The organism is Ferrimonas sp. YFM (assembly GCF_030296015.1).
In the GTDB taxonomy this organism is placed as follows: Bacteria; Pseudomonadota; Gammaproteobacteria; order Enterobacterales; family Shewanellaceae; genus Ferrimonas.
This window is the reverse complement of the sequence record NZ_AP027368.1, coordinates 1,452,287-1,471,850: the sequence shown is the minus strand read 5'-3', so window position 1 is coordinate 1,471,850 and position 19,564 is coordinate 1,452,287. Positions and strand designations below refer to the sequence as shown.

Sequence of the window (19,564 nt, the reverse complement as noted above, 5' to 3'; positions counted from 1 at the left end):
GGCAAGGGAATCGACTCACCCAGGGGTTGAATCAGGGTGTCTTAACCTTGAAGAAGATGGCGTACAGCACCGGCACCACCACCAGGGTCAAGATGGTGGCAAAGCCCAGGCCAAACATGATGGTCACCGCCAGAGAGGCGAAGAACACATCAAACACCAGGGGGATCATCCCCAGGATGGTGGTCATGGCCGCATTGGTCACCGGTCTTACCCGGCTGATGGCACTGTCGACAATGGCCTGGTAGGGCTCTTTGCCGCTGGCCATCTCCAGATTGATCTGGTCCATCAACACGATGCCGTTCTTCAGTACCATGCCGCTCAGACTCAGCAGGCCCAGCAGGGCGGTGAAGGTGAAGGGCTGGTTGGTCACCAGCAGCCCCACGGTCACCCCAATCAGTGACAGCGGCACGGTCAGCCAGATCACCGCCGGTTTCCTGAAGGAGTCGAACAGGAACACGGTGATGATGAACATAAACAGGTAGCCCATGGGCAGAGAGCCAAACAGCATGGACTGGGCGTCACCGGCAGACTCATACTCTCCCCCCCACTCCAGGCTGTAGCCGGGAGGCAGCGCCAGGGCTTCCACCTGAGGCTTGATGCGGCGGAACAGGGCATCGGCGGTCTCCTCACCCAGCACATTGTGATCCGCCAGCACAGTGATGGTGCGCTTGCGATTCTTACGCTGGATCAGCGACTCGGTCCACACCAGTTCGGTGTCCCGCACCACTTGTTGGATGGGCACATAGTTCTGCAGCGTCGGGCTCCACAACTTGAGGTTATCCAGGGTGGCGTAGTCATCCCGGTACTGCTGCTCCAGGCGGGTAACGATGGGCAGCATACGGGTGCCGTCCCGGTACATCCCCACCTCGGTGCCGCCGAAGGCCATCTTCAGGGTCTGGGCCACCGCATCGGTGCCGATGCCGAGACGACGGGCCTGGGATTCATCCATCACAGGCACCAGCTCCTTGGTCTGCTCCCGCCAATCATGGCGAATGCCCCGGGATCCCGGGTCCTGGGCCAGGATGTTCTCCACCTCGGCCGCCAGCTGACGCAGCACACGGGGGTCGGCACCTGAGATGCGCGCCTCAATCTTGGACTTGGGCGACGGACCGATCTCCATCAGCTTCAGCTGGAACTGAGCCTGAGGGAAACGCTCGGGCATCACCTCATCCAGGCGGTTGGCCAGTTCAAACATCTTCTCCTGGTCCGGGCTGCGAATGGCCAGCTGAGCATAAGAGGCGTAGCTGTTTTCCGGCGCGTAGGTCAGGGTAAAGCGGGGCATCCCCTGGCCAACGGTGGCGGCGACAAACTCGGTCTCCTTTTGCTCCAGCACATAGGCCTCAATCTCCTTGACCACCTGCTCGGTGCGACGGATGTCGGTGCCCTCGGGTAACCACAGGTCCAGGTAGAACATCGGCGTATTGGAGGGCGGGAAGAACGCCTGCTTGACGCTGCCGAAGCCGACAATGGCCCCCGCCAGCATCAGCACCATGGCCACCACTGTGGTCTTGCGATAGTTGAGGCACCAGTTCAGTAAGGCGCCGAACACCTTGAAGATGCCGCCTTGATAGGGGTCCTCACTGCTCTGCTCACCCTTGGGCGCGGATAACATCAGGTCCGCCAGGAAAGGTGTCAAAGTCAAGGCGGTTACCCAGCTCAGGAAAAGCGAGAACAGCAGGACATAAAACAGGGAGTTCATAAACTCGCCGGTGGCATCGGCGGAGAGGCCGATGGGGGCGAAGGCCACAATGGCGATCACCGTAGCACCGAGCAGAGGCCACTGGGACTGCTTGACGATGTCTTTACAGGCGTCAAGCTTGCTGCGGCCCCGTTGCAGCCCCACCAGGATCCCTTCCACCACCACGATGGCGTTGTCCACCAGCATCCCCAAGGCGATGATCAGCGCCCCCAGGGAGATACGCTGCAGCTCGATGCCGTCGTACTCCATCATGATGAAGGTGCCCAGCATGGTCAGCAGCAGCACGATGCCGATGATCAGGCCGCTGCGCAGCCCCATGGTGAACAGCAGAATGACAATAACGATGGCCACCGCTTCCGCCAGGCTGATCAGGAAACCGTTAACCGAACTCTCCACCTCCTGGGGTTGGTGATACAGGGGATGCAGTTCAATGCCCACGGGTCTGTCCTGCATCAGCTCCGCCATGCGCTGGTCGATGGCCTGGCCCACCTCCACCACGTTGACGCCATCGGAGAAGGCGATGCCTAGGCTCAGGGCCTGCTGACCGTTAAAGCGCAGCAGGTGATTCGGCACCTCCTGGAAGCCCCGGTGCAGGGTAGCCACATCACTCAGGCGCACCAGTTGGCCTGTATCCCGGCCGTGAATGATGGGATCCATGCTGGACCCCAGGGCGGTGGGACGCAGATACAGAGACTCGCCATTGATGGTCATCTTGCCGGCGTCCAGTACGGCATTCTGCTGGGTCAGCAGATTGATCACCTGGGCCATATCCAGGTTCAGGGCCGCCAGACGGGTCAGGGACAGCTCGATGAACGCCTGCTCCTGCTGCTCACCCGCGATATCGACCTTGCCCACGCCATCGATCAGCTCCAACTCCCGGCGCAGCATGTCCACATACTGCTTGAGGTCGTCGTACTGATAGCTGTTGCCGGTGACCAGATAGAGCACACCAAACACATCGCCAAAATCATCCACCACCTGGGGCGCATAGGCGCCTGAGGGCAGCTGAGGCCCGAGGTCATTCACCTTGCGGCGCAGCTCATCCCAGATCTGGGGCAGCTCATCGGGGCCATAGGTGGACTCCATCTCCACGGTGATCTGAGACAGCCCGGGGGCTGAGGTGGAGGTGATCTTCTTGACGTAGGGCAGCAGCCGGATCGCCTTCTCAATGGGATAGGTCAGCTCCTCCTCCACCTCCTCTGCGGTGGCACCTGGGTACATGGAGACCACCATCGCCTCTTTAATGGTAAAGGCGGGGTCCTCCAGGCGTCCCAGGTTCATGAAGGAGGAGCTGCCTCCCAGCGCTAGCAAAATCAGGAACATCCAGCTGATGACGCGGTGTTTGATTGTGTATTGTGCAATATTCATTATCTGTTTCAGTCCTTCTCGACCACTACCACGCGCTTACTCGGTCTCAGTCGAGACAATCCGGTGGTGACCACCCGGTCACCGCTGGAGATACCACCCACAACCAGGGCGCCCTCCTGCCCCATCTGCACCACCTCGACAGGCACGGGCTGAACACTCTCTCCCTGGAGCACCCACACCTGGAAACCGGGCTCGCTGCCTCTGGCCTGCAAGGCAGTAATGGGCAATCGATAGCCGCTGGTGGCGGGCAGTCCGGCCTGACGCAGGTCCAGATGCACCTCCACCGCCTGGCCAGGCAACAGCCCCAGGTCTGACCCGAAGGCCGCCAGTCGGGCGACGTAGCTGCCCCGCTGCTCATCCAGCTTCAGGGAGTGCTCCAGGTAGGTCATCTCCAGCTCACCCTCTTTGCCCAGCACAGACACCTTGGGTTGATAATCTGGATTGGGGATGAAGTTCACCGCGTGGCTGAGCAGGGTATCCGGAATGTCCATCTCCACATCGGTGCGGTCACTGCGATACAGGGTCATCACGGTTTCACCGGGGGAGGCGGTCTCATAGGCCTGCTTCTCCAAGGCGTCCACCACCCCATCAAAAGGCGCACGCAGCTCGGTGTAGGTGAGCATCGCCTCGGCGGATTTGAGGTTGACCCTGGCCAATCTGAGCTGAGCGGTCAGCTCATCAAACTCGGCCTGGGCCACCAGCCCCTTATCCAGCAGCACCGATGAGCGCTGCCACTGGCGTTGCAACAGCTCCTTTTGCGCCTTGGCGTCCTGCCACTGCTGCTGGGGAATGTCGTCATCCAGCCTGGCCAGGATCTGGCCCTTTTTCACCTCTTGTCCCGGCAGGACATTGAGGCTCTCCAGCTTGCCCTCGATGCGAAATGCCATGCGGGTCATCTCCGCCACCGACACCTGACCGTTGAACAGGCGCGCAGACACCTGCTCAGGTGCGCTGAGCAACTGGGTTTCCACCCTCTGCATGGCCGCGGGTTCGATCTTGCTGTCCTGAGAACAGCCGGAGATCAGGGCCAGCAGCGCAGAGGTCAGCGCCAATTTCTTAAAACTCATCATCTTAGATTCCTCGCTCCCGCTCCCAGACACGCACCTTCTGGCCCTGCATCAAGCGACTGGCACCGGCAGCCACAATGCGATCGCCCCGATTGAGGCCGGACACCACCTGCCCCTGTTCATCCAGTTCCACCTCCACTTCACTCAAGGTGTGAGTCTCGGGCTCGATGCGCCATACCACGGGGTTGTCTCCCTGGTACTTGACCACGGCCCCCTTGGGCAGGGAGATCGGCTGCATCTTCTGGTTGAGGGTGCTCAGCTCTACCCAGGCGTTCATGCCGGTCAGGGCATTGACCTTGGGAGGACGGGGAAGCGACAGGGTCACCCGGTAGCTGTTGGTGTCCGGGTCGGGCTGAGAAGCGAACTCCTTCACCTTGGCGCCCAGGTAGCGGCCGGGGCGGCCGGTGAAACTGACGGCGGCCGCCAGGGTGCCCGCGTCCAGCATCTCTGCACCATACTGCACCGGCAGGTTGAAACTGATGTCCACCTGATCGTTGTTTTCCAGCTGCATCATCATCTGATTGGCGGCCAGCACCTCACCGGCACGGGCATGGGTCAGGGCCACATAACCATCGAAGGGAGCACGCAAGCGGGTGTCGTTAAGATCGGTCTGAGCCTGGGCCAGACGGGCCCTGGCCACCTGAAGGTCGGTCTTGGAGCGATCAAACTGGTCCTCGCTGATCAGCTTGCGCTCAAACAGCTTGGCATCGCGCTCCGAGCGGATCGCCGCCAGGTCCAGCTCCGCCTGTCTGGCCTGAACCGCCAGTTCGTAGTCGGTGGGGTCCAGCTCCGCCAGCAACTGGCCCTGGCGAACGAACTGGCCCATGCGTACATAGAGACCGCGCAGCTCCCCGGAGATGCGGAACGCCATGGCGGCGTGCTGGGTGGCGGACACCTCCGCCGCGAAGGGAGTGACTTGATGTTGATTGCCCACAACCATCGCCTTCACCGGCTGTGCCGACTCCAGCTCCGTCTGGGATTGGGCAACGGCACTCCATGCCATTACAATGATCATCAACAGGATTTGCTTCGAGCGAGAGAGAAGTGTCGAAGTAACTGCAGTATTTAACATGGTGAACCACACATACGCTGATAAGAGTGGATTTACTATACGAGCGTATAGCCTATATACTACACGGGCGGATAGCAAGCTTGCTATACGCTTGTGTAGCAAATAAAGTCGCGCTAACTTGCGCATTTAGGCGTGGTTAATGAGTGAGGACCAATGACAGCAAAACGATCCGGAAGACAGAGTGCGACCTCGGCACAGCAGACCCGAAAGGCGATCCTATGTGCGGCCGCTGAGCTCTTTGTGGACAAGGGGTTTGATCGGGTGTCGGTGCGGGAGCTTGCCGACAAGGCTGGCGTCTCCCATGGCCTGATCCGCCACCACTTCGGCAGCAAGCAGCAGATCTGGGAGCAGATCTGCGATCTGGTGCTGGAAGACGTCACCATGCAGGTCAAGACCATCCTGGCCGAACTGGACCCCAAAGTGCCCGCCAACGAGCGCTACTTTTATCTGATCTCGCGCTTCCTGGCGACCCAGCTCCAGGATCCTCGTCCCATGCGGCTGATGGTGGATGCGGTACGGGACAACGAGATGCTGTTCAACTACTTCCAGGACGCACCTGCAGACATAGAGCACCTGATGGATTCTGAGCTTAGGGCGGTGCAGGCGCAGGGCTACCTTCAGGGGATGCACGTCAAGGAGATGAAATGGCTGATCTGCATGTTCAGCGATGCCCCCGCCACCCTGGCCCCCCTGCTGATGGACGTCTATGACACCGACCTCAATGACGCCAGGGTTCAGCACTGGATGCTGGCCTGCCGTCTGCTGGCCAACCCCCTGGGCATCCCCTTCGACCGGATCCCCACGCCTAAATCCCTAGACGAGGTGGCCTTGCCCTGGTGCCGCTGCATCACCGAAGGGATGAGCGAAGCCTAGGCCCCGCAATGCGGGGCCTGGGTTTAAGGACAACTCAGTCAAGGCTCTTCTTGAACCTCAGTGATGCCACCATCAATCCCAGCACGGTAAAGCCCGCCAGCCACAGGGAATCCGGCCACATGGCGCCCAGATCCGATCCCCGCAGCACCACCCCGCGAATCAGCCGCATAAAGTGGGTCGCCGGCAGCACCTCGGCGATCCACTGGGCCGCGTTGGGCATCGCCTCATAGGGGAACATGAAGCCCGACAGCAAGATGGAGGGCAAGAGCACAAACACCGTCATCTGCATCGCCTGCAACTGGGTGGTGGCGATGGTGGAGATCACCAGCCCCAGGGTCAGACTGGCGGAGATGAACAGCAGGGTGGCAAACAGCAGCTGGGACAGCTCACCGTTGATGGGCACCCCAAACACCGACACCCCCAGCCCCAGGATGATCGCCACCTGCAGCAGACCGATGAAGATGTAGGGGATGATCTTGGCCACCATCAGCTCCAGGGAGTGCACCGGGGTGGTGATCAGCAGCTCCAGATTGCCCCGCTCCCGCTCGCGGACAATGGCCGCAGAGGTAAAGAGGATCATGGTCATGGTCAGGATCACCCCCAACAGCCCGGGGACAATGTTCACCGCCGAACGCCGCGACGGGTTGTAGAACAGGGCCACCTCGAAGGTGTTGGGCTCCTTGGGCTTGGAGATGATGAGATCGCTGAGCGGCATGGTCTGCAGCTGCAGCAACGCCGAGCTGATCATGGTATCGGATCCGTCCACCAGCCATTGACCCAGGGTGCGCCCCTGAGCGGCCCTCTGAGTCAGATCATAGGGCAGCACCAGGGCGGCCCGTACCCGGCCGGCGGCGATCGCCTGCTCCGCTTCCACCACGGTGGCCAGCTTCTCGGTGACCTGAACCACCTGGGTGGCCTTCACCAACTCGGTCACCACCCGTCCCAGGGTCGCCTGGCTCTGATCCACTACGGCCACAGGGATATTGCGCACATCGGTATTGATGGCAAAGCCAAACAGCAGTAGCTGAATCAGGGGGATCATCACCACCATGCCGAAGGTGATGCGGTCACGGGAGAGTTGACGCAGCTCCTTGAAGACGATGGCCAGAATGCGATTAACACTGTTCACTGGCGTCCCTCCCCGGTGCAGGTGACAAACACATCTTCCAGACTGGGCCGGGCCAGAGTCAGCTCGGCTGCGGCCAATTCAGGAAACTGCTGGCGCAACCAGCCTATGGGCTCTGAGACAGAGCGGTCCACCAGTACCCTCAGGCGAATGCCCAGCTGGGCCGCGGAGCGGATCTCATCCAGAGGCAGCAGTTTCTCCTTGAGCCGGCGCAGTTCCGGCGCTTCCACCTCCACCACACTCACCCCCATCTCCTGCATCAGGGTTTCCGGGGCACCGTCGGCGCGCACCACGCCCGCTTCCATGATTGCCAGAGCATGGCAGCGCTCCGCTTCATCCATGTAATGGGTGGTCACCAGTATGGTGGTGCCGGCGTCGGAGAGATCAAACAGTTGCTCCCAGAATTCCCGGCGGTTCTCCGGATCCACCGCCGAGGTGGGTTCATCCAGGAACAGCAGATCCGGCTTATGCATGGTGGCCGCCGCCAGTCCCAACCGCTGTTTCTGGCCGCCGCTCATGCCACCGGCCCTCTGGTTGATCAGTCGGGTCAGGCCATAGGTTGTCAGTTGCTCCTCTATGCGTTGATGGAGTTCGGCCCGCCCCATGCCATAGATCTGACCGATGAACTCCAGGTTCTCCTTCACCGTCAGGTCGTCGTAGAGAGAGAACTTCTGCGTCATGTAGCCGATGCGCAGACGCAGCTCCTCCGCCTGGCGGGGGATCTCCAGGCCAAGGACGGAGACGCTGCCCTCACTGGGTTGCAACAGGCCAGTCAACATACGGATGGTGGTGGACTTGCCACAGCCGTTCGGCCCCAAAAAGCCGTAGATGCTGCCCTTGGGCACCTTGAGGTTGAGTCCATCCACCGCCTTAAAGTCACCGAACCGCCTCACCAGGCCGCTGGCTTCAATGGCGAAGTCACTCATGGGGCATCTCCACCTGGGCGGGCACCCCGGAGGGCAGCTTGATGGCGGACTCCGGCAGCAGCACTTCCGCCAGGTAGACCAGCCGGGCCCTGTCCTGCTCATTCAGGGCATAGTAGGGGGTAAAGGAGGGTTCAGTGGCGATCCAGCGCAGCTTGCCTTCGAAGCTGGACTGCACCCCGTCCACATGCACGGTCAGGGTCATCCCCGGTTCCATGGCCACCCGGTAGGGCTCTGGCACATAGACCCGGGCAAAGGGGGCCATCTCCGCCTGAATGGCGGCGACGATGCCACTCATGGGCACCCGCTCACCTACGTTATAGGGCAGGCTGTCCAGGATGCCGTCCCGGGTGGCCACTACGGTCAGATCACTGAGGATCTGCTCCTGCAGTGCCTGCTCCGCCTGGGCCGCTTCCAGGGAAGCCTGAGCCTGGGTGATGTCCTCCACCCGGCTGCCGCGAGTCAGCTTGGCCAGCTGCTCGCTGGCCGACTCGCGCTCGGCGGTGGCCGCATCCCGGTTGGCCCGGGCACTGTCCAGCTCAGCCTGACTGGCGAGCTTGCGCTCAACCAGGGTAACGGCGCGCTGATAGTTGGCCTGGGCCTCCACCAGGGTCGCCTCCACCCGGTGCAGATTGGCCTGGGCCGCGGCGATGTCTTCGGGGCGCTCACCATTGGTCAGCCTGAGCAGGTAGGCGTTGGCCTTGGCCACCTCTGCACGAGCCCGGGCGACGATCGCTTTCTGCTGAGTGTCGTCCAGCACCACTAGGACATCCCCCTGGCGGACAGGACTGCCTTCGGCGATGGGAGTACTGCGCACAATCTGATTGGCGGTGGCGGTGAGGATCACCCGATCCCGCTCCAGGGTACCCAGTGCCTGTGAGGCACCGTCACCACTGCAGGCGGTGAGCAGGGGAAGAGAAAGGAAGAGGGAGAACAAGGCTCTCATCTGTGGGTCACTCCATAATCTGTGAATGACGACAGTCTAGGCCCCGGGCATTAATTCACCAGAGGATTAATTCCCACTTTGAGCCCAAATTGATGAATAAGCAAGCTGGAACAATTTGAGTATAAAGAGAAAAGCCGCAATGGACTGGAGGGTGCGTCGAAGGGGGAGCGGCAAACGCAAAGGTGGGCCCTGATACAGACCGGGGATCGCCCCTCAATCTTTCAAAGACACCACCAAAGCTGAACGCCCGTCACAAAAAAAACCATGCCGAGACAGGGGTCACCCCCAAATTAAGCGAGAAAGGGTGATCCCTTGACCAGAGCGCCCCGTACAAGGGGGTGATGTTCTGTTGTTCACGACAACCCGTCTTTGCGGCCTCCCGGCCGTTTTTTTTTTGCTTGTTAGTCAGGTTAACCCATTGCTAGGCTTAAAGTTCATTCCAAACCGGGGCCTGCATCATGCTCAATTTTCGGTTGCTCCTCCTCTGCCTTCTCCTGGGCGGGTGTGCCACCTCTCTGCCTCAGGTGGAGCAGCAGTCCAGTCACAGCCTGCCGGCGCCGGACCACAGTCCCCTGCATCAGGCCTTCGCCCCCCTGGTGAATGAGCAGTCCGGTCTCAGCGGTGTCTACCCCATCTCAGATGGCCGCGAAGCGCTGATCATTCGAGTGCTGGCCGCCAGCCAGGCGGTCAGCAGCATCGACCTGCAGACCTACATATATCGAGGCGACGATACCGGTCGCGCCCTGCTCTGGAGCCTGTGGCAGGCGGCGGAGCGCGGCGTCCGGGTGAGGCTGCTTCTGGACGACATGCAGAGCGGCAAGGATGACGCCCTCTCCCGCCTCAACCAGCACCCCAATATTCAGGTTCGCCTGTTTAATCCCTTTACCAACAGACGCTGGCGCTCGCCGGAGATGCTCGGCAGTTTCGATCGTACCAACCGACGCATGCACAACAAGTCCATGGTGGTGGACCACACCCTGGCGGTCACCGGTGGCCGTAACATCGGCGACGAGTATTTTGCCGCCAACCAGCAGGTCAGTTTTGGCGACTTCGACGTGATGCTGCTGGGGCCGGCGGTCAATGAAACCGCCACCCAGTTCGACCTCTACTGGAACAGCGGCTATGCCATCGGGGTGGAGCATCTTATCCCGGAGCAGGAGGCCATACCCACAGAGCAGATCACCCGGGAGTTCGCCGAGGTCATCGAGCGGGATCAGGCCCGGCAGCAGGCCTACATCGACTCCCTGCGTGATACGCCTCTGGTGCGCCACCTGACCGATAAAACCCTGCCTCTCTACTGGGGCGAGATCCATGTGGTGGCCGACGCGCCGGAAAAGGCCGCGGTCCAGGAGCAGACCCCTACCCTGATGGTGGATGCCCTGGCCTACTACTTCGACACCACCGAGCACGACCTGCTGCTGGTCTCCCCCTACTTCGTCCCTGGCGAAGCCGGGGTCGAGGGTCTGGCAGAGCTGGTGAAACAAGGGGTTAGAGTCAGGGTGCTGACCAACTCCCTGGCCGCCACCGATGTGGTTGCGGTGCATTCGGGATACAAAGGGTATCGCCGGGCTATGCTGGAGGCCGGGGTGGAACTGTGGGAAACCAAGCGCCTGCCGGGGCTGGAACCCGGCGCCTGGAACGCCTCCTCCCAGGCCAGCCTGCACGCCAAAACCATGGTGTTCGATGGCGAGATCCTGTTTGTCGGCTCCTTTAACCTCGATCCCCGCTCTGCCCAGATCAACACCGAGATGGGGGTGTTCATTCACTCCGAAGAGCTGGCCGGTGCGGTCAGGGACGGGCTGGGAGACGCATTGGGGCAGGTCGCCTACAAACTGTCACTGGAGCAGGGGGAACTCAGGTGGCATGACATGGAGACCGGCGCCATCTTGGAGGGTGAGCCCGATGCGGGTTTCTGGCGACGTTTTGGTGCCTGGTTCCTACAGTGGCTGCCCATAGAGGATCAGCTCTGAGCCACAAAAAAGGGCCGGCGGTGCCGGCCCCTCTCACGGGTTAACGGTTCTTTTTGCCCTTACCGGGCTTATCATTGCCGCCACCACCGGTATCCCCGCCACCTGAACCACCAGTGCAGCTGGACAGAGCCATATGGGCATCATAGGCACGAACCAGTCCGTGGCCATAGGCATCATCACGACCGGCCGCCCCCAGGTCTTCGGCGGTGCTGGTCAGGGCAGAGCGAACCTCGGCGTTGCTGCAAGTCGGGTTGTTGCTCCACACCAGTGCCGCGACCCCCACAACGTGTGGCGTGGCCATTGAGGTGCCATCGAAGTAGGCATAATGGTCGGTGGAAACCGCCAAGTTGGCAGTGCCCAGGCTGGCCATCAGCGCCGCGCCGTCGCTGTCGCTGATCCCCACTGATGGAATGTTGGTGGCAGCCTCACCCAACGTGCCGTAAAGCATGCCCGGTTCGTTGTTGTAGATCACCGCACCGATGCCGCCATTGCTTTCGCAGTTGAGCACCTTGTCGGCAAAGCTGACGTTGCCACGGGCGATCAGGCAGACTTTACCGGAGGCGGCGCAACTGGCCTCACCAGTACCACAGTCCACCAAGTCCCCGGATACCGACTTAATGGGCGAGCCGTCCATCATGGCAGAAGCGATGGCGCTGCCATCAACGGTCAGATCCGATATGCCGGCGCTGTTCATGGGCACGGTAGAGAGCACCCCCACACCAGGACCGGAGAGCTCCACCTGATTAGTCTGCTGGGAGAAATCTGCCACCACCTTATTCTCATCGATGGCAGCCACAGAGACTACGGAGTCATAGGACGCCGGATAGGAGTGACGGGTGTTACCATCGTTACCCGCGGCAGCAATGCTCAGAATGCCTTCGGCAAACGCCTGATCGAAGGCGCGCATCTCGGTGCGGTTGGAGCGCGAGCCGCCCAGGCTCATGTTGATCACCATGCGGTCCAGCTGACGGTCCACCTGAGCCGCCTTACAGGCATCCAGGGCCGCCACCAGGCCGGAGGAGTAGGCCCAGCCATCGGCACCAAACACCTTGATGATGTGCAGGTTCAGGTTGCTGTTGGGCAACACCCCAACCACGCCCACAGTGTTGGCGACACCGGCGATGGTGCCGGCCACGTGGGTGCCATGGCTGTTCTCATCTGTGTTCCAGCTGCCAGTGCCAGGGTCATTGGTGCCCTGGACCGCGCCATTATGGTTGAGATCTTCATGGCCTCCGTCATAACCGGAGTCGATGATGCACACCAGGGTATTGGAGGCGGCAGAGTCGGACAGCATGTCCGCTTGCACCATAGGGATGCCATAAGGGACGGTTTGGGACATCATGTACCGCTTAACATCCGCTTCCAGGTACTCAACATTGGGATTGTTCTGCAGTCCCTTCAATGCCTGTGCCGGCAGGCTGACGGACATGGCGTTGTGATTGGCGAGCATACGCTCGACCTTGCCCTTGCCCTGGGCCACGCTGGCCGCCACGCCTTGCCCCTTACCCGCCTTGAATTTCACTATATAGCGTTCCATCTCAGCCGCATGGCCAAGGTTCACCAGGCCAAGAGCCGCTAGCGTAGTGGCAGTCAGGGCACTTTTCTTTATCAGAGTCATAGGTTCTACCCATTGATAGTTATGATTATTACTTCCTTCAGGCCACGACCTCACACTGTGACAAAGAGCAACCTAGGCCGCCATTTCTGGTGTGTAAAGGCCAAATGATTGTCGCTTTCAGGCCGATGCATCATCACAGACCGAATCCAACGAACAATTCGCCACGCTTTAGCAAATTGAAAGGCATAATCTCCAGCAAAAACCAAAAACAGCATCGATTTTGGTTTTTTTCATCGGCCTACCGCTCGATTTCCAGTGTGATTTGCCAGAAAACCTTTCATACCAACACTTTGCAACATTTCATTAACCTGGCCAGACCAGAACCTTTTTTTCTTACCAATCAGAGAAGAGTGAAAAAACTCTTTTGAAGGGGATCACGGAAACACCAGAGTCACATTCGGCGATCCAAGCCACACTCTGGCCGAGTTCTGAGAGCCGACTCGGATTCATTTCAACTCAGCTCTAATTCCATCTGCCATCTCAGTAAAATAGTTCGCTCAGGGCTCCATCGATGAGAACAGTTTCTCTATAACGCCATCACGGCACGAAGACAGGCATCACCGTAACCTTCATCTCACACACACTCTCGACTTTGGAGAAATCATGTCGAACAGACGTTCATTCCTGCGACTCGGTGCCGGCCTGGCCGCCGGTGGCCTGGCAGCAGGCCTGCCCGCGGTGGCAACCGCTGCCCCCGCCACCAGATGGGATGAAGAGGTTGATGTACTGGTGATCGGTTCCGGCTTCGCCGGCCTCTCCAGCGCACTGAATGCCAAACGTCAGGGTCTGGGCAAGGTCCTGGTCCTGGAAAAGATGCAGGTGATTGGCGGCAACTCCGCCATCAATGGCGGCTGGTTCGCCGTCCCAAAGAACCCGATCCAGCTGGCTCAGGGCATCCAAGATGACAGCCCGGCCGAGCTGGTAAAGGACCAGATGATCTCCGGCCGCGGCATGGCCGATGAGGCGATGCTGACTCAGATCGCCGAACACGCTCTGGGCGCCTACCACATGTGCGTCGATGCCGGGGTCGAGTTCCGTAAGAACTTCAACATCCAGGTGGGCGGCCATAACAAGGCCCGTGCCATCCGCACCAAGCACGGCACTGGCGGTGACATCACCACCAAGCTGTATGAAGCGGGTAAACAAGAGGGCGTGGAGTATCGCCTGCAGCACTACATCGAAGACTTCATCCTCAACAGCGAAGGAGAGGTCGAAGGTGTGGTGGTGCGCCGCGGCTATCGCTTCCCCGACCAGAAAACCGGTTCCCTGGTTCGCATCAAGGCCAATAAGGCGGTGATCTGCGCCTCCGGCGGCTTCACCCGCAACATGGCGCTGCGCGCCGCCGTGGACCCATCTCTGGATCCCACCCTGGACGGCACCAACCACCTGGGCGCCACCGGCGAAGTGATGCTGGCCGCCATGGCCCACGGTGCCCTGCCGGTGCACCTCAACATGATCCAGACCGGTCACTGGGGCTCTCCCGATGAGGGCGGTTTCGGCTGGTCCAACGCCCTGCTCTCCATCGGCTGGCACGAGGGGATCTCCGTCAGCGTACTCAGCGGCAAACGCTACATGAACGAGCGCGCCGATCGCCTGACCTGCTCCACCGCCATCATGAAAAACCGCCATCAGGACGGCACCCCTGCCTACCCGCTGGTGCTGTTCAACTACAACGACCACCCCGACGATGACCGTGTGGTCCGCGCCCTGCGCGACGAGATGGCCTGGAAGGTCGACAGCCTGGAACAGCTGGCCGAGAAGTTCAACGTCCCTCTGGCCGAGCTGAAGCAGACCCTGGCTCAGTGGAACGCCCAGGTAACCAAGCGCACCGACCCCGACTTCGGTCGCAAGATGGACACCGCCGTCAAGCTCAAGCCCCCCTTCGTGGTCAGCCGCATCTGGCCCAAGGTGCACTACTGCATGGGCGGACTGAAAACCGACATGGGTGGCCGGGTGCTGGATTGCCGCACCATGCAGCCCATCAAAAAGCTGTACGGTGCCGGAGAGGTAACCGGTGGGGTACATGGCCACGCGCGCCTGAGCTCCACCTCCTGCCTGGAGTGCCTGACCATGGGCATGATCGTGCCCAAGACCATCAAAGCGGACGCCTGAGGAGAACGCCATGAAACGAGTACTGATCTCCCTGGGACTGATGCTGGCCCTGTGCAATACCGCCCAGGCCGGTGATCTGGTCAAGGTGAAGGGGGCCACCAAAGGCCGCACCAACCACCAGTTTATCTACGAAGAGGGCTGCAAAACCTGCCATCAAGGCTCCGCCCGCAAATACGTGGACGACAGCGCCTGCATCGACTGCCACGGCAACATCAACGACATCGAGGTGACCCGTGAACTGGTGCTCGAGGAAGCCAACCCTCACAAGAGCATCCACTTCAACCAGGGCGCCAGCTGCCTGGCCTGTCACGCCGAACACCAGACCAAGGCTCCGGTCTGCTCCGAGTGCCACCGCACCTGGTTCGACGAGATGTAACCCATTTGGCGGCGGGCAAAGCGCCTGCCGCCTCAAACACAACAATATATATAGGAAGAGAATGATGAAGAAACTCGCACTGATCCTCGGCGCCCTGTGCTCCGGTTCCGTTATGGCCAACGCCCACCTGGAACACGCCCAGCTGCCCTACCAGCAGGCGACCGCCATCCCATATGATTCCACCCCCTACTCTCCCCAGGCCACCATGCCTGAGCAGTGCCGCGACCCTCTGGTTGAGCAGTACATCGCCGACTGGGAAGCGGGCCGTGTGGATTTCAACACCATCAAGTCCAACGACTCCATAGCCAAAGACCAGCGTTTCTGTAAGACCATGGACGACGACGGCAACATCATGGAAGCAGAAGACTGCAAACTGGAAAACGCTCCGGTTGGCTACCTGTGGAAGGAGCTGTCCGACGCCCCTGTGGTAATCGGCATCACCAATGGCGGCAAGTCTGATCACGCCCCCCACTTCCACGGTCAGCCTGAGTGCTACTACGCCGTTTCCGGCCGCGCCCGTACCCTGGCGGACGGCCAGTACAAGTGGATGGAGAAGGGCATGTACTTCTACATCCCAGGCAACACCATCCACAACACCCCCATCACCGAAGAGGAAGGCTTCGGCGTGATGTACTGGTACCCCCAAAACGCCCACTTCGATGGCTTCAAGTACTACTGGCGTAAAGACGTGAAGAACCTGCGGGTTGCCGAAGAGGCCTTCGACCGGGTTGACGCCCTGCGTAAGGCCGCCATGGACCTAGGCCCCTACGGCACCAACCAAGACAAGTTCGAAAAATAAAAAACGACGTATCAGATTTTTGAGCCGGCCTTGCCGGCTCGGATTAAGGCAGTGAATACAATGAAACACGCAACCAAGCTTTCCCTGGTGGCAGGCGCCATCTTCGCCCTGCTCAACCCTGTGGCCCAGGCCCAGGAAGACGGCATCAGCGTCGGCGGTGCCGTACGGGTGAACTACGGCCTGAAGTTCTACAGCGACAGCTCCAAGGACAAGGCCGGTGACCTGACCTTCGACATGGCCGCCATCAAGTTCAACGGCAAGCACGGCGACTGGGGCCTCTCCTCCGAATACCGCTTCACCTCAGGCACCCACTACATCAAGTACGGCTACGGCTACTACGACGCCACCCCGGAATGGCAGATCCAGTTCGGCATCAACAAGGTGCCCTTCGGTAACCGCGACTTCATCTCCAACAGCTGGTGGTTCGGTATCCCCTACTACCTGGGCTTCGAGGATGACCATGATGTGGGCATCAAGGCCACCTTCGACAACGGCGAGTGGCACACCGACCTGGGCTTCTACAAGAACCCTGAGTACGGCGCATCCGAGAACAAGCGCTACGCCACCGACCTGTACACCGGCACCATCAACGGCACCGAGTACTACAACGAAGAGACCAACCAGCTGAACCTGCGCCAGACCTACACCCTGGAGCACGACGGCGGCAGCACCACCATAGGTGGTTCGGTGCAGTGGGGTCAGATCTACAACAGCAAGACCGAAGACAATGGCGACCGCTACGCCATCGCCGCTCACCTGGACTCCAGCTTCAACGGGTGGAACATCCAGCTGCAGGCGATGCAGTATGAGTACGATGCCAAAAACCAGGAGGGCGTAGATCCCAACAAGATCGGCGTTTCCGTGGTGAGCTGGCAGTACGAGATCGCCGCCAAGGGCCAGGCCTACAACTTCAACATCGCCAAAACCATTGCCACCGACTGGGGCAGCGTGAAGATCTACAACGATTTCGGCGTGATGACCCCTGACACCGACGACGACAGCTATGACAACAGCTACCAGAACGTCACCGGTGCAGCCATCGCCGCCGGTCCTCTTTACATCATGGCGGATTTCGTTATGGGCAAGAACATGACCTTCTCCACCGAGATGGATGACCACGTTGGCCTCAAGGAAGCAGGCGACGGCTGGGATCAGCGCATCAACATCAACTTCGGCTACTACTTCTAAGGCTGAAGTAACACTCAACTCCTGACACACGCCAAGGCTCCCGCAAGGGAGCCTTTTTTATTTCCCCCCATATAAAGGAAATGCTCCCCGGAGGGAGCCCACTCATCTGTGCCACTGAACTCAGCCGCCCAGCTTCTCCTGCATCGCCATGCAGCGGGCACAGCTGTTGAAGTCACGGCGATTGGCCTGGTAGTACATGTGCACCCGAACCCCCACCCGCTCAAACAGCGCCAGGGTCAGAGGCTCACGCCAGCCGTAGGGTTTAAACACATTCTGCAGCTGCCGGAACAGAGTCTGGCGCTTCTCCTGCAGGAACTCTTTGCCAATGAGGCGGCACTCATAGGCGGACAGGGCACCGCTCAGGTAGAAGGTGATCGCCTGGGCCAGCTCCCTCACCTCGTCGTCAGACGCCACCAACTCCCCCTCGGTTACCGCCTGCTTCAGGTATCCGGTGATCCTCTCCCAATAGAGGTTAATGCGATTCTCAAACGCCTTGGCCTTGTCGGCACTGGCCAGGCGCCACACCCGGCTGTTGACCGCCACCTGACGAACCAGATTGAAGCTTGGAGAGAAATAGGTGGCCTCGAAGGTAAAGATAATCGGCAGCAGAACCCGCTCTATGGCGGACATGCCCGGATGCAGGGCTTCGAAATCATCGAAGTGGTTGCAGGTGGCATTGCGCATGAAGCAGCACACCAGCAGGTCTTCCTTGCTCTCAAACAGCTTATAGAAGGTGGAGTTGGCGATCTCCGCCTCCTTGGCGACCTGAGAGAGCTTAAATGAGATCAACCCCTGCTGATCGATCATCCCCTCGGTCACATCGAGGACGGCCTGACATTTCACCCTGAGGGCATCGGTATGGGGACAGCGCATTGGCATTTGACCTGTAAAGCAGAAACCCAAAGGGGTATTTTACTTAAGGTCAATCAAACTCTCCGGGCACCCATCACATCTGCATTCCCCCCTTGGAACCAGCTTTCCAGAATCACGATCCGCTCACAGAGCGGGCCGCCAATGGGCGTTGAATCAATAACTCAAACAGAATCACCCCATAACAGGCCGCCTGTATGGTCCACCAGGCGGTCACCGACACGGGAATGGAGAGCACCAAAGCCAGGGTCACAGGTCCATGCACCGGAAGTTGCCACCACAGCGAGGCCGAGTTTTGGGTCAACGGGTGGTTGAGCCCTCGAGTGGTGGCCCAAAGCACAGGCAACCTGGCCAGCAGACACAGGCCAATGGCTGCCAGCATCACCCAGTAGCGTTCGGTAAACATGGAGAGGGTCAAGGAGAACCCCAGAATCAACACCAGAAGATCCGCCCCCAGGCGTGCTCCCTCTTCGATGCTTTGACTCCCGCCCCTGGCCAGTTGTGGCCGACTCAACAGCACCAGCAACAGACACACCGCCGCACCCGGCAGGCCCAGGGCCCACTCGGCCCCCCAAAAACTCAGGTAGGCCAAAGGCAGAGTCAGCCCGGGGTTCCACCTGATCAACGGACGGACAATATAGGAGAGCAACCAGGCCAGCAGCAACGAGCTCACCAGGAGCCGGGTAAAGGTCAGGGCAAACTCTGCAATACGAAGCTCTTCCAGTGACCCGGCCTTGATCAGAACCATCAACCCGACCAGGGCAAAGAACTCGACCCAGATCCCTTCTCCCTCGAGCAGTACCAGCAGAGAGCGCTGTCGCTGCACCAGCTGGCTGCTCCAACTGGGATCGGACGCAGCCAGCAAAAGTGCGGCAATCAGGGCCGAGATCAATGGAAAGCCGGGATGGTCGATCAGCACAAAGAGCCCCAGGCTCACCACTGCCAGGGTCAGCAGAAACACCAGAGTGGCGGGAACCACCACCCATGGCCAAAGCAAACGCAGCCGCCGGCGGGAGATCATCTGGGCCGCATGCACCAGCAACCAGGGCAATATCAGGTAGTAGATGGTTTGGGTCAGCCCGGTCGCGGTGATGCCTGTCTGCCACTGGAATGTACTGACAAGTTGACCCACAAGTAAGCCAACTGTTAACAAGATGATATGCCTGGCCATCAACCCGACGTTTCGAAGTGCCGTCACCAGAGTCACGGCGGCCATGATCAGTAGCCAGTTTCCCTGCAAAATCCACCTCAGATTCGTAGGAGCTTGATTTACCAAAGCTTAGTATGGACCACCGAGAGCACTTTGTGATCTGGCGCAAGATGAGTTGTGCAAAAACTAAACATGACGAGGTTTTGTAATTAATATTCAGTAATAGCGCCGTAATTCGGCAATAACCCGATTTATCTAGTTATTTTCCTACATTTTAAGGCGGTCCTTACCGAATATTTTCCCCTCCAACCAAAAATCCCCCGAAATCGATTTTGCAACAAAGTTAGCCGCCTTATTCACTTTTATGATTAATGTTCATTTATATATTCCAAAAGCACCCATTATGA

General features: G+C 59.8%; 15 protein-coding genes. 6 read left to right on the top strand and 9 right to left on the bottom strand.

Annotated elements, in window-relative coordinates; all coding sequences use genetic code 11:
* Positions 1 to 31 precede the first annotated feature (31 nt).
* From QUE41_RS06895 to QUE41_RS06885, 3 genes are read right to left on the bottom strand one after another with little or no spacing between them, the layout of a single operon-like run.
* A complete protein-coding gene (locus tag QUE41_RS06895; protein WP_286342140.1) occupies positions 32 to 3,067 on the bottom strand; it encodes an efflux RND transporter permease subunit in 3,036 nt (1,011 codons plus the stop codon).
* Positions 3,068 to 3,075: 8 nt separating this feature from the next.
* A complete protein-coding gene (locus QUE41_RS06890; RefSeq protein WP_286342139.1) occupies positions 3,076 to 4,137 on the bottom strand; it encodes an efflux RND transporter periplasmic adaptor subunit in 1,062 nt (353 codons plus the stop codon).
* Position 4,138: 1 nt separating this feature from the next.
* Positions 4,139 to 5,149 (bottom strand): efflux RND transporter periplasmic adaptor subunit, encoded by a 1,011-nt coding sequence (locus QUE41_RS06885; RefSeq protein ID WP_286342920.1) that lies wholly within the window; start codon positions 5,147 to 5,149, stop codon positions 4,139 to 4,141.
* Positions 5,150 to 5,359: 210 nt separating this feature from the next.
* Between QUE41_RS06885 and QUE41_RS06880 the strand changes: the two genes are divergently transcribed.
* Positions 5,360 to 6,079: a TetR/AcrR family transcriptional regulator gene (locus tag QUE41_RS06880; protein ID WP_286342138.1), complete on the top strand. Its 720-nt coding sequence runs from the start codon at positions 5,360 to 5,362 to the stop codon at positions 6,077 to 6,079.
* Positions 6,080 to 6,113: 34 nt separating this feature from the next.
* Here the strand turns inward: QUE41_RS06880 and QUE41_RS06875 are convergent, their stop codons facing one another.
* The 3 genes from QUE41_RS06875 to QUE41_RS06865 are packed head-to-tail and all read right to left on the bottom strand — an operon-like array spanning position 6,114 to position 9,074.
* Entirely contained in the window at positions 6,114 to 7,208 is a 1,095-nt protein-coding gene (locus QUE41_RS06875) for an ABC transporter permease (RefSeq protein ID WP_286342137.1), read from the bottom strand.
* On the bottom strand, positions 7,205 to 8,131 hold the full coding sequence (locus QUE41_RS06870) for an ABC transporter ATP-binding protein (protein WP_286342136.1): 927 nt from the start codon (positions 8,129 to 8,131) through the stop codon (positions 7,205 to 7,207). Before QUE41_RS06870 ends, QUE41_RS06875 begins: the two co-directional genes overlap by 4 nt.
* On the bottom strand, positions 8,124 to 9,074 hold the full coding sequence (locus tag QUE41_RS06865) for an HlyD family secretion protein (protein ID WP_286342135.1): 951 nt from the start codon (positions 9,072 to 9,074) through the stop codon (positions 8,124 to 8,126). The genes QUE41_RS06870 and QUE41_RS06865 overlap by 8 nt, the downstream gene beginning before the upstream one ends.
* Before the next feature lie 458 nt (positions 9,075 to 9,532).
* Here QUE41_RS06865 and QUE41_RS06860 point away from each other — a divergent pair, with 458 nt between their 5' ends.
* Complete coding sequence (locus QUE41_RS06860) at positions 9,533 to 11,044, top strand: phospholipase D family protein (protein ID WP_286342134.1); 1,512 nt, start codon at positions 9,533 to 9,535, stop codon at positions 11,042 to 11,044.
* A 40-nt stretch (positions 11,045 to 11,084) separates the two neighbouring features.
* Here the strand turns inward: QUE41_RS06860 and QUE41_RS06855 are convergent, their stop codons facing one another.
* The gene (locus tag QUE41_RS06855; RefSeq protein WP_286342133.1) at positions 11,085 to 12,662 is read right to left on the bottom strand and encodes a S8 family serine peptidase; all 1,578 of its coding nucleotides are present in this window, start codon (positions 12,660 to 12,662) and stop codon (positions 11,085 to 11,087) included.
* Between the two features lie 603 nt (positions 12,663 to 13,265).
* On the opposite strand from QUE41_RS06855, the gene QUE41_RS06850 reads away from it, so the two are divergent.
* From QUE41_RS06850 to QUE41_RS06835, 4 genes are all read left to right on the top strand, one after another.
* Positions 13,266 to 14,774, top strand: a complete 1,509-nt coding sequence (locus QUE41_RS06850; RefSeq protein ID WP_286342132.1) for a flavocytochrome c — start codon at positions 13,266 to 13,268, stop codon at positions 14,772 to 14,774.
* A 10-nt stretch (positions 14,775 to 14,784) separates the two neighbouring features.
* The gene (locus tag QUE41_RS06845) at positions 14,785 to 15,150 is read left to right on the top strand and encodes a cytochrome c3 family protein (protein ID WP_286342131.1); all 366 of its coding nucleotides are present in this window, start codon (positions 14,785 to 14,787) and stop codon (positions 15,148 to 15,150) included.
* Between the two features lie 64 nt (positions 15,151 to 15,214).
* On the top strand, positions 15,215 to 15,949 hold the full coding sequence (locus tag QUE41_RS06840; RefSeq protein WP_502875986.1) for a cupin domain-containing protein: 735 nt from the start codon (positions 15,215 to 15,217) through the stop codon (positions 15,947 to 15,949).
* 60 nt (positions 15,950 to 16,009) lie between these two features.
* Positions 16,010 to 17,137, top strand: coding sequence for a hypothetical protein (locus QUE41_RS06835; protein ID WP_286342129.1), 1,128 nt, complete (start codon positions 16,010 to 16,012; stop codon positions 17,135 to 17,137).
* A 120-nt stretch (positions 17,138 to 17,257) separates the two neighbouring features.
* Here the strand turns inward: QUE41_RS06835 and QUE41_RS06830 are convergent, their stop codons facing one another.
* The gene (locus tag QUE41_RS06830) at positions 17,258 to 18,010 is read right to left on the bottom strand and encodes a TetR/AcrR family transcriptional regulator (RefSeq protein ID WP_286342128.1); all 753 of its coding nucleotides are present in this window, start codon (positions 18,008 to 18,010) and stop codon (positions 17,258 to 17,260) included.
* Positions 18,011 to 18,122: 112 nt separating this feature from the next.
* Positions 18,123 to 19,139: a cation:proton antiporter gene (locus tag QUE41_RS06825; RefSeq protein ID WP_286342127.1), complete on the bottom strand. Its 1,017-nt coding sequence runs from the start codon at positions 19,137 to 19,139 to the stop codon at positions 18,123 to 18,125.
* Positions 19,140 to 19,564: the final 425 nt, after the last annotated feature.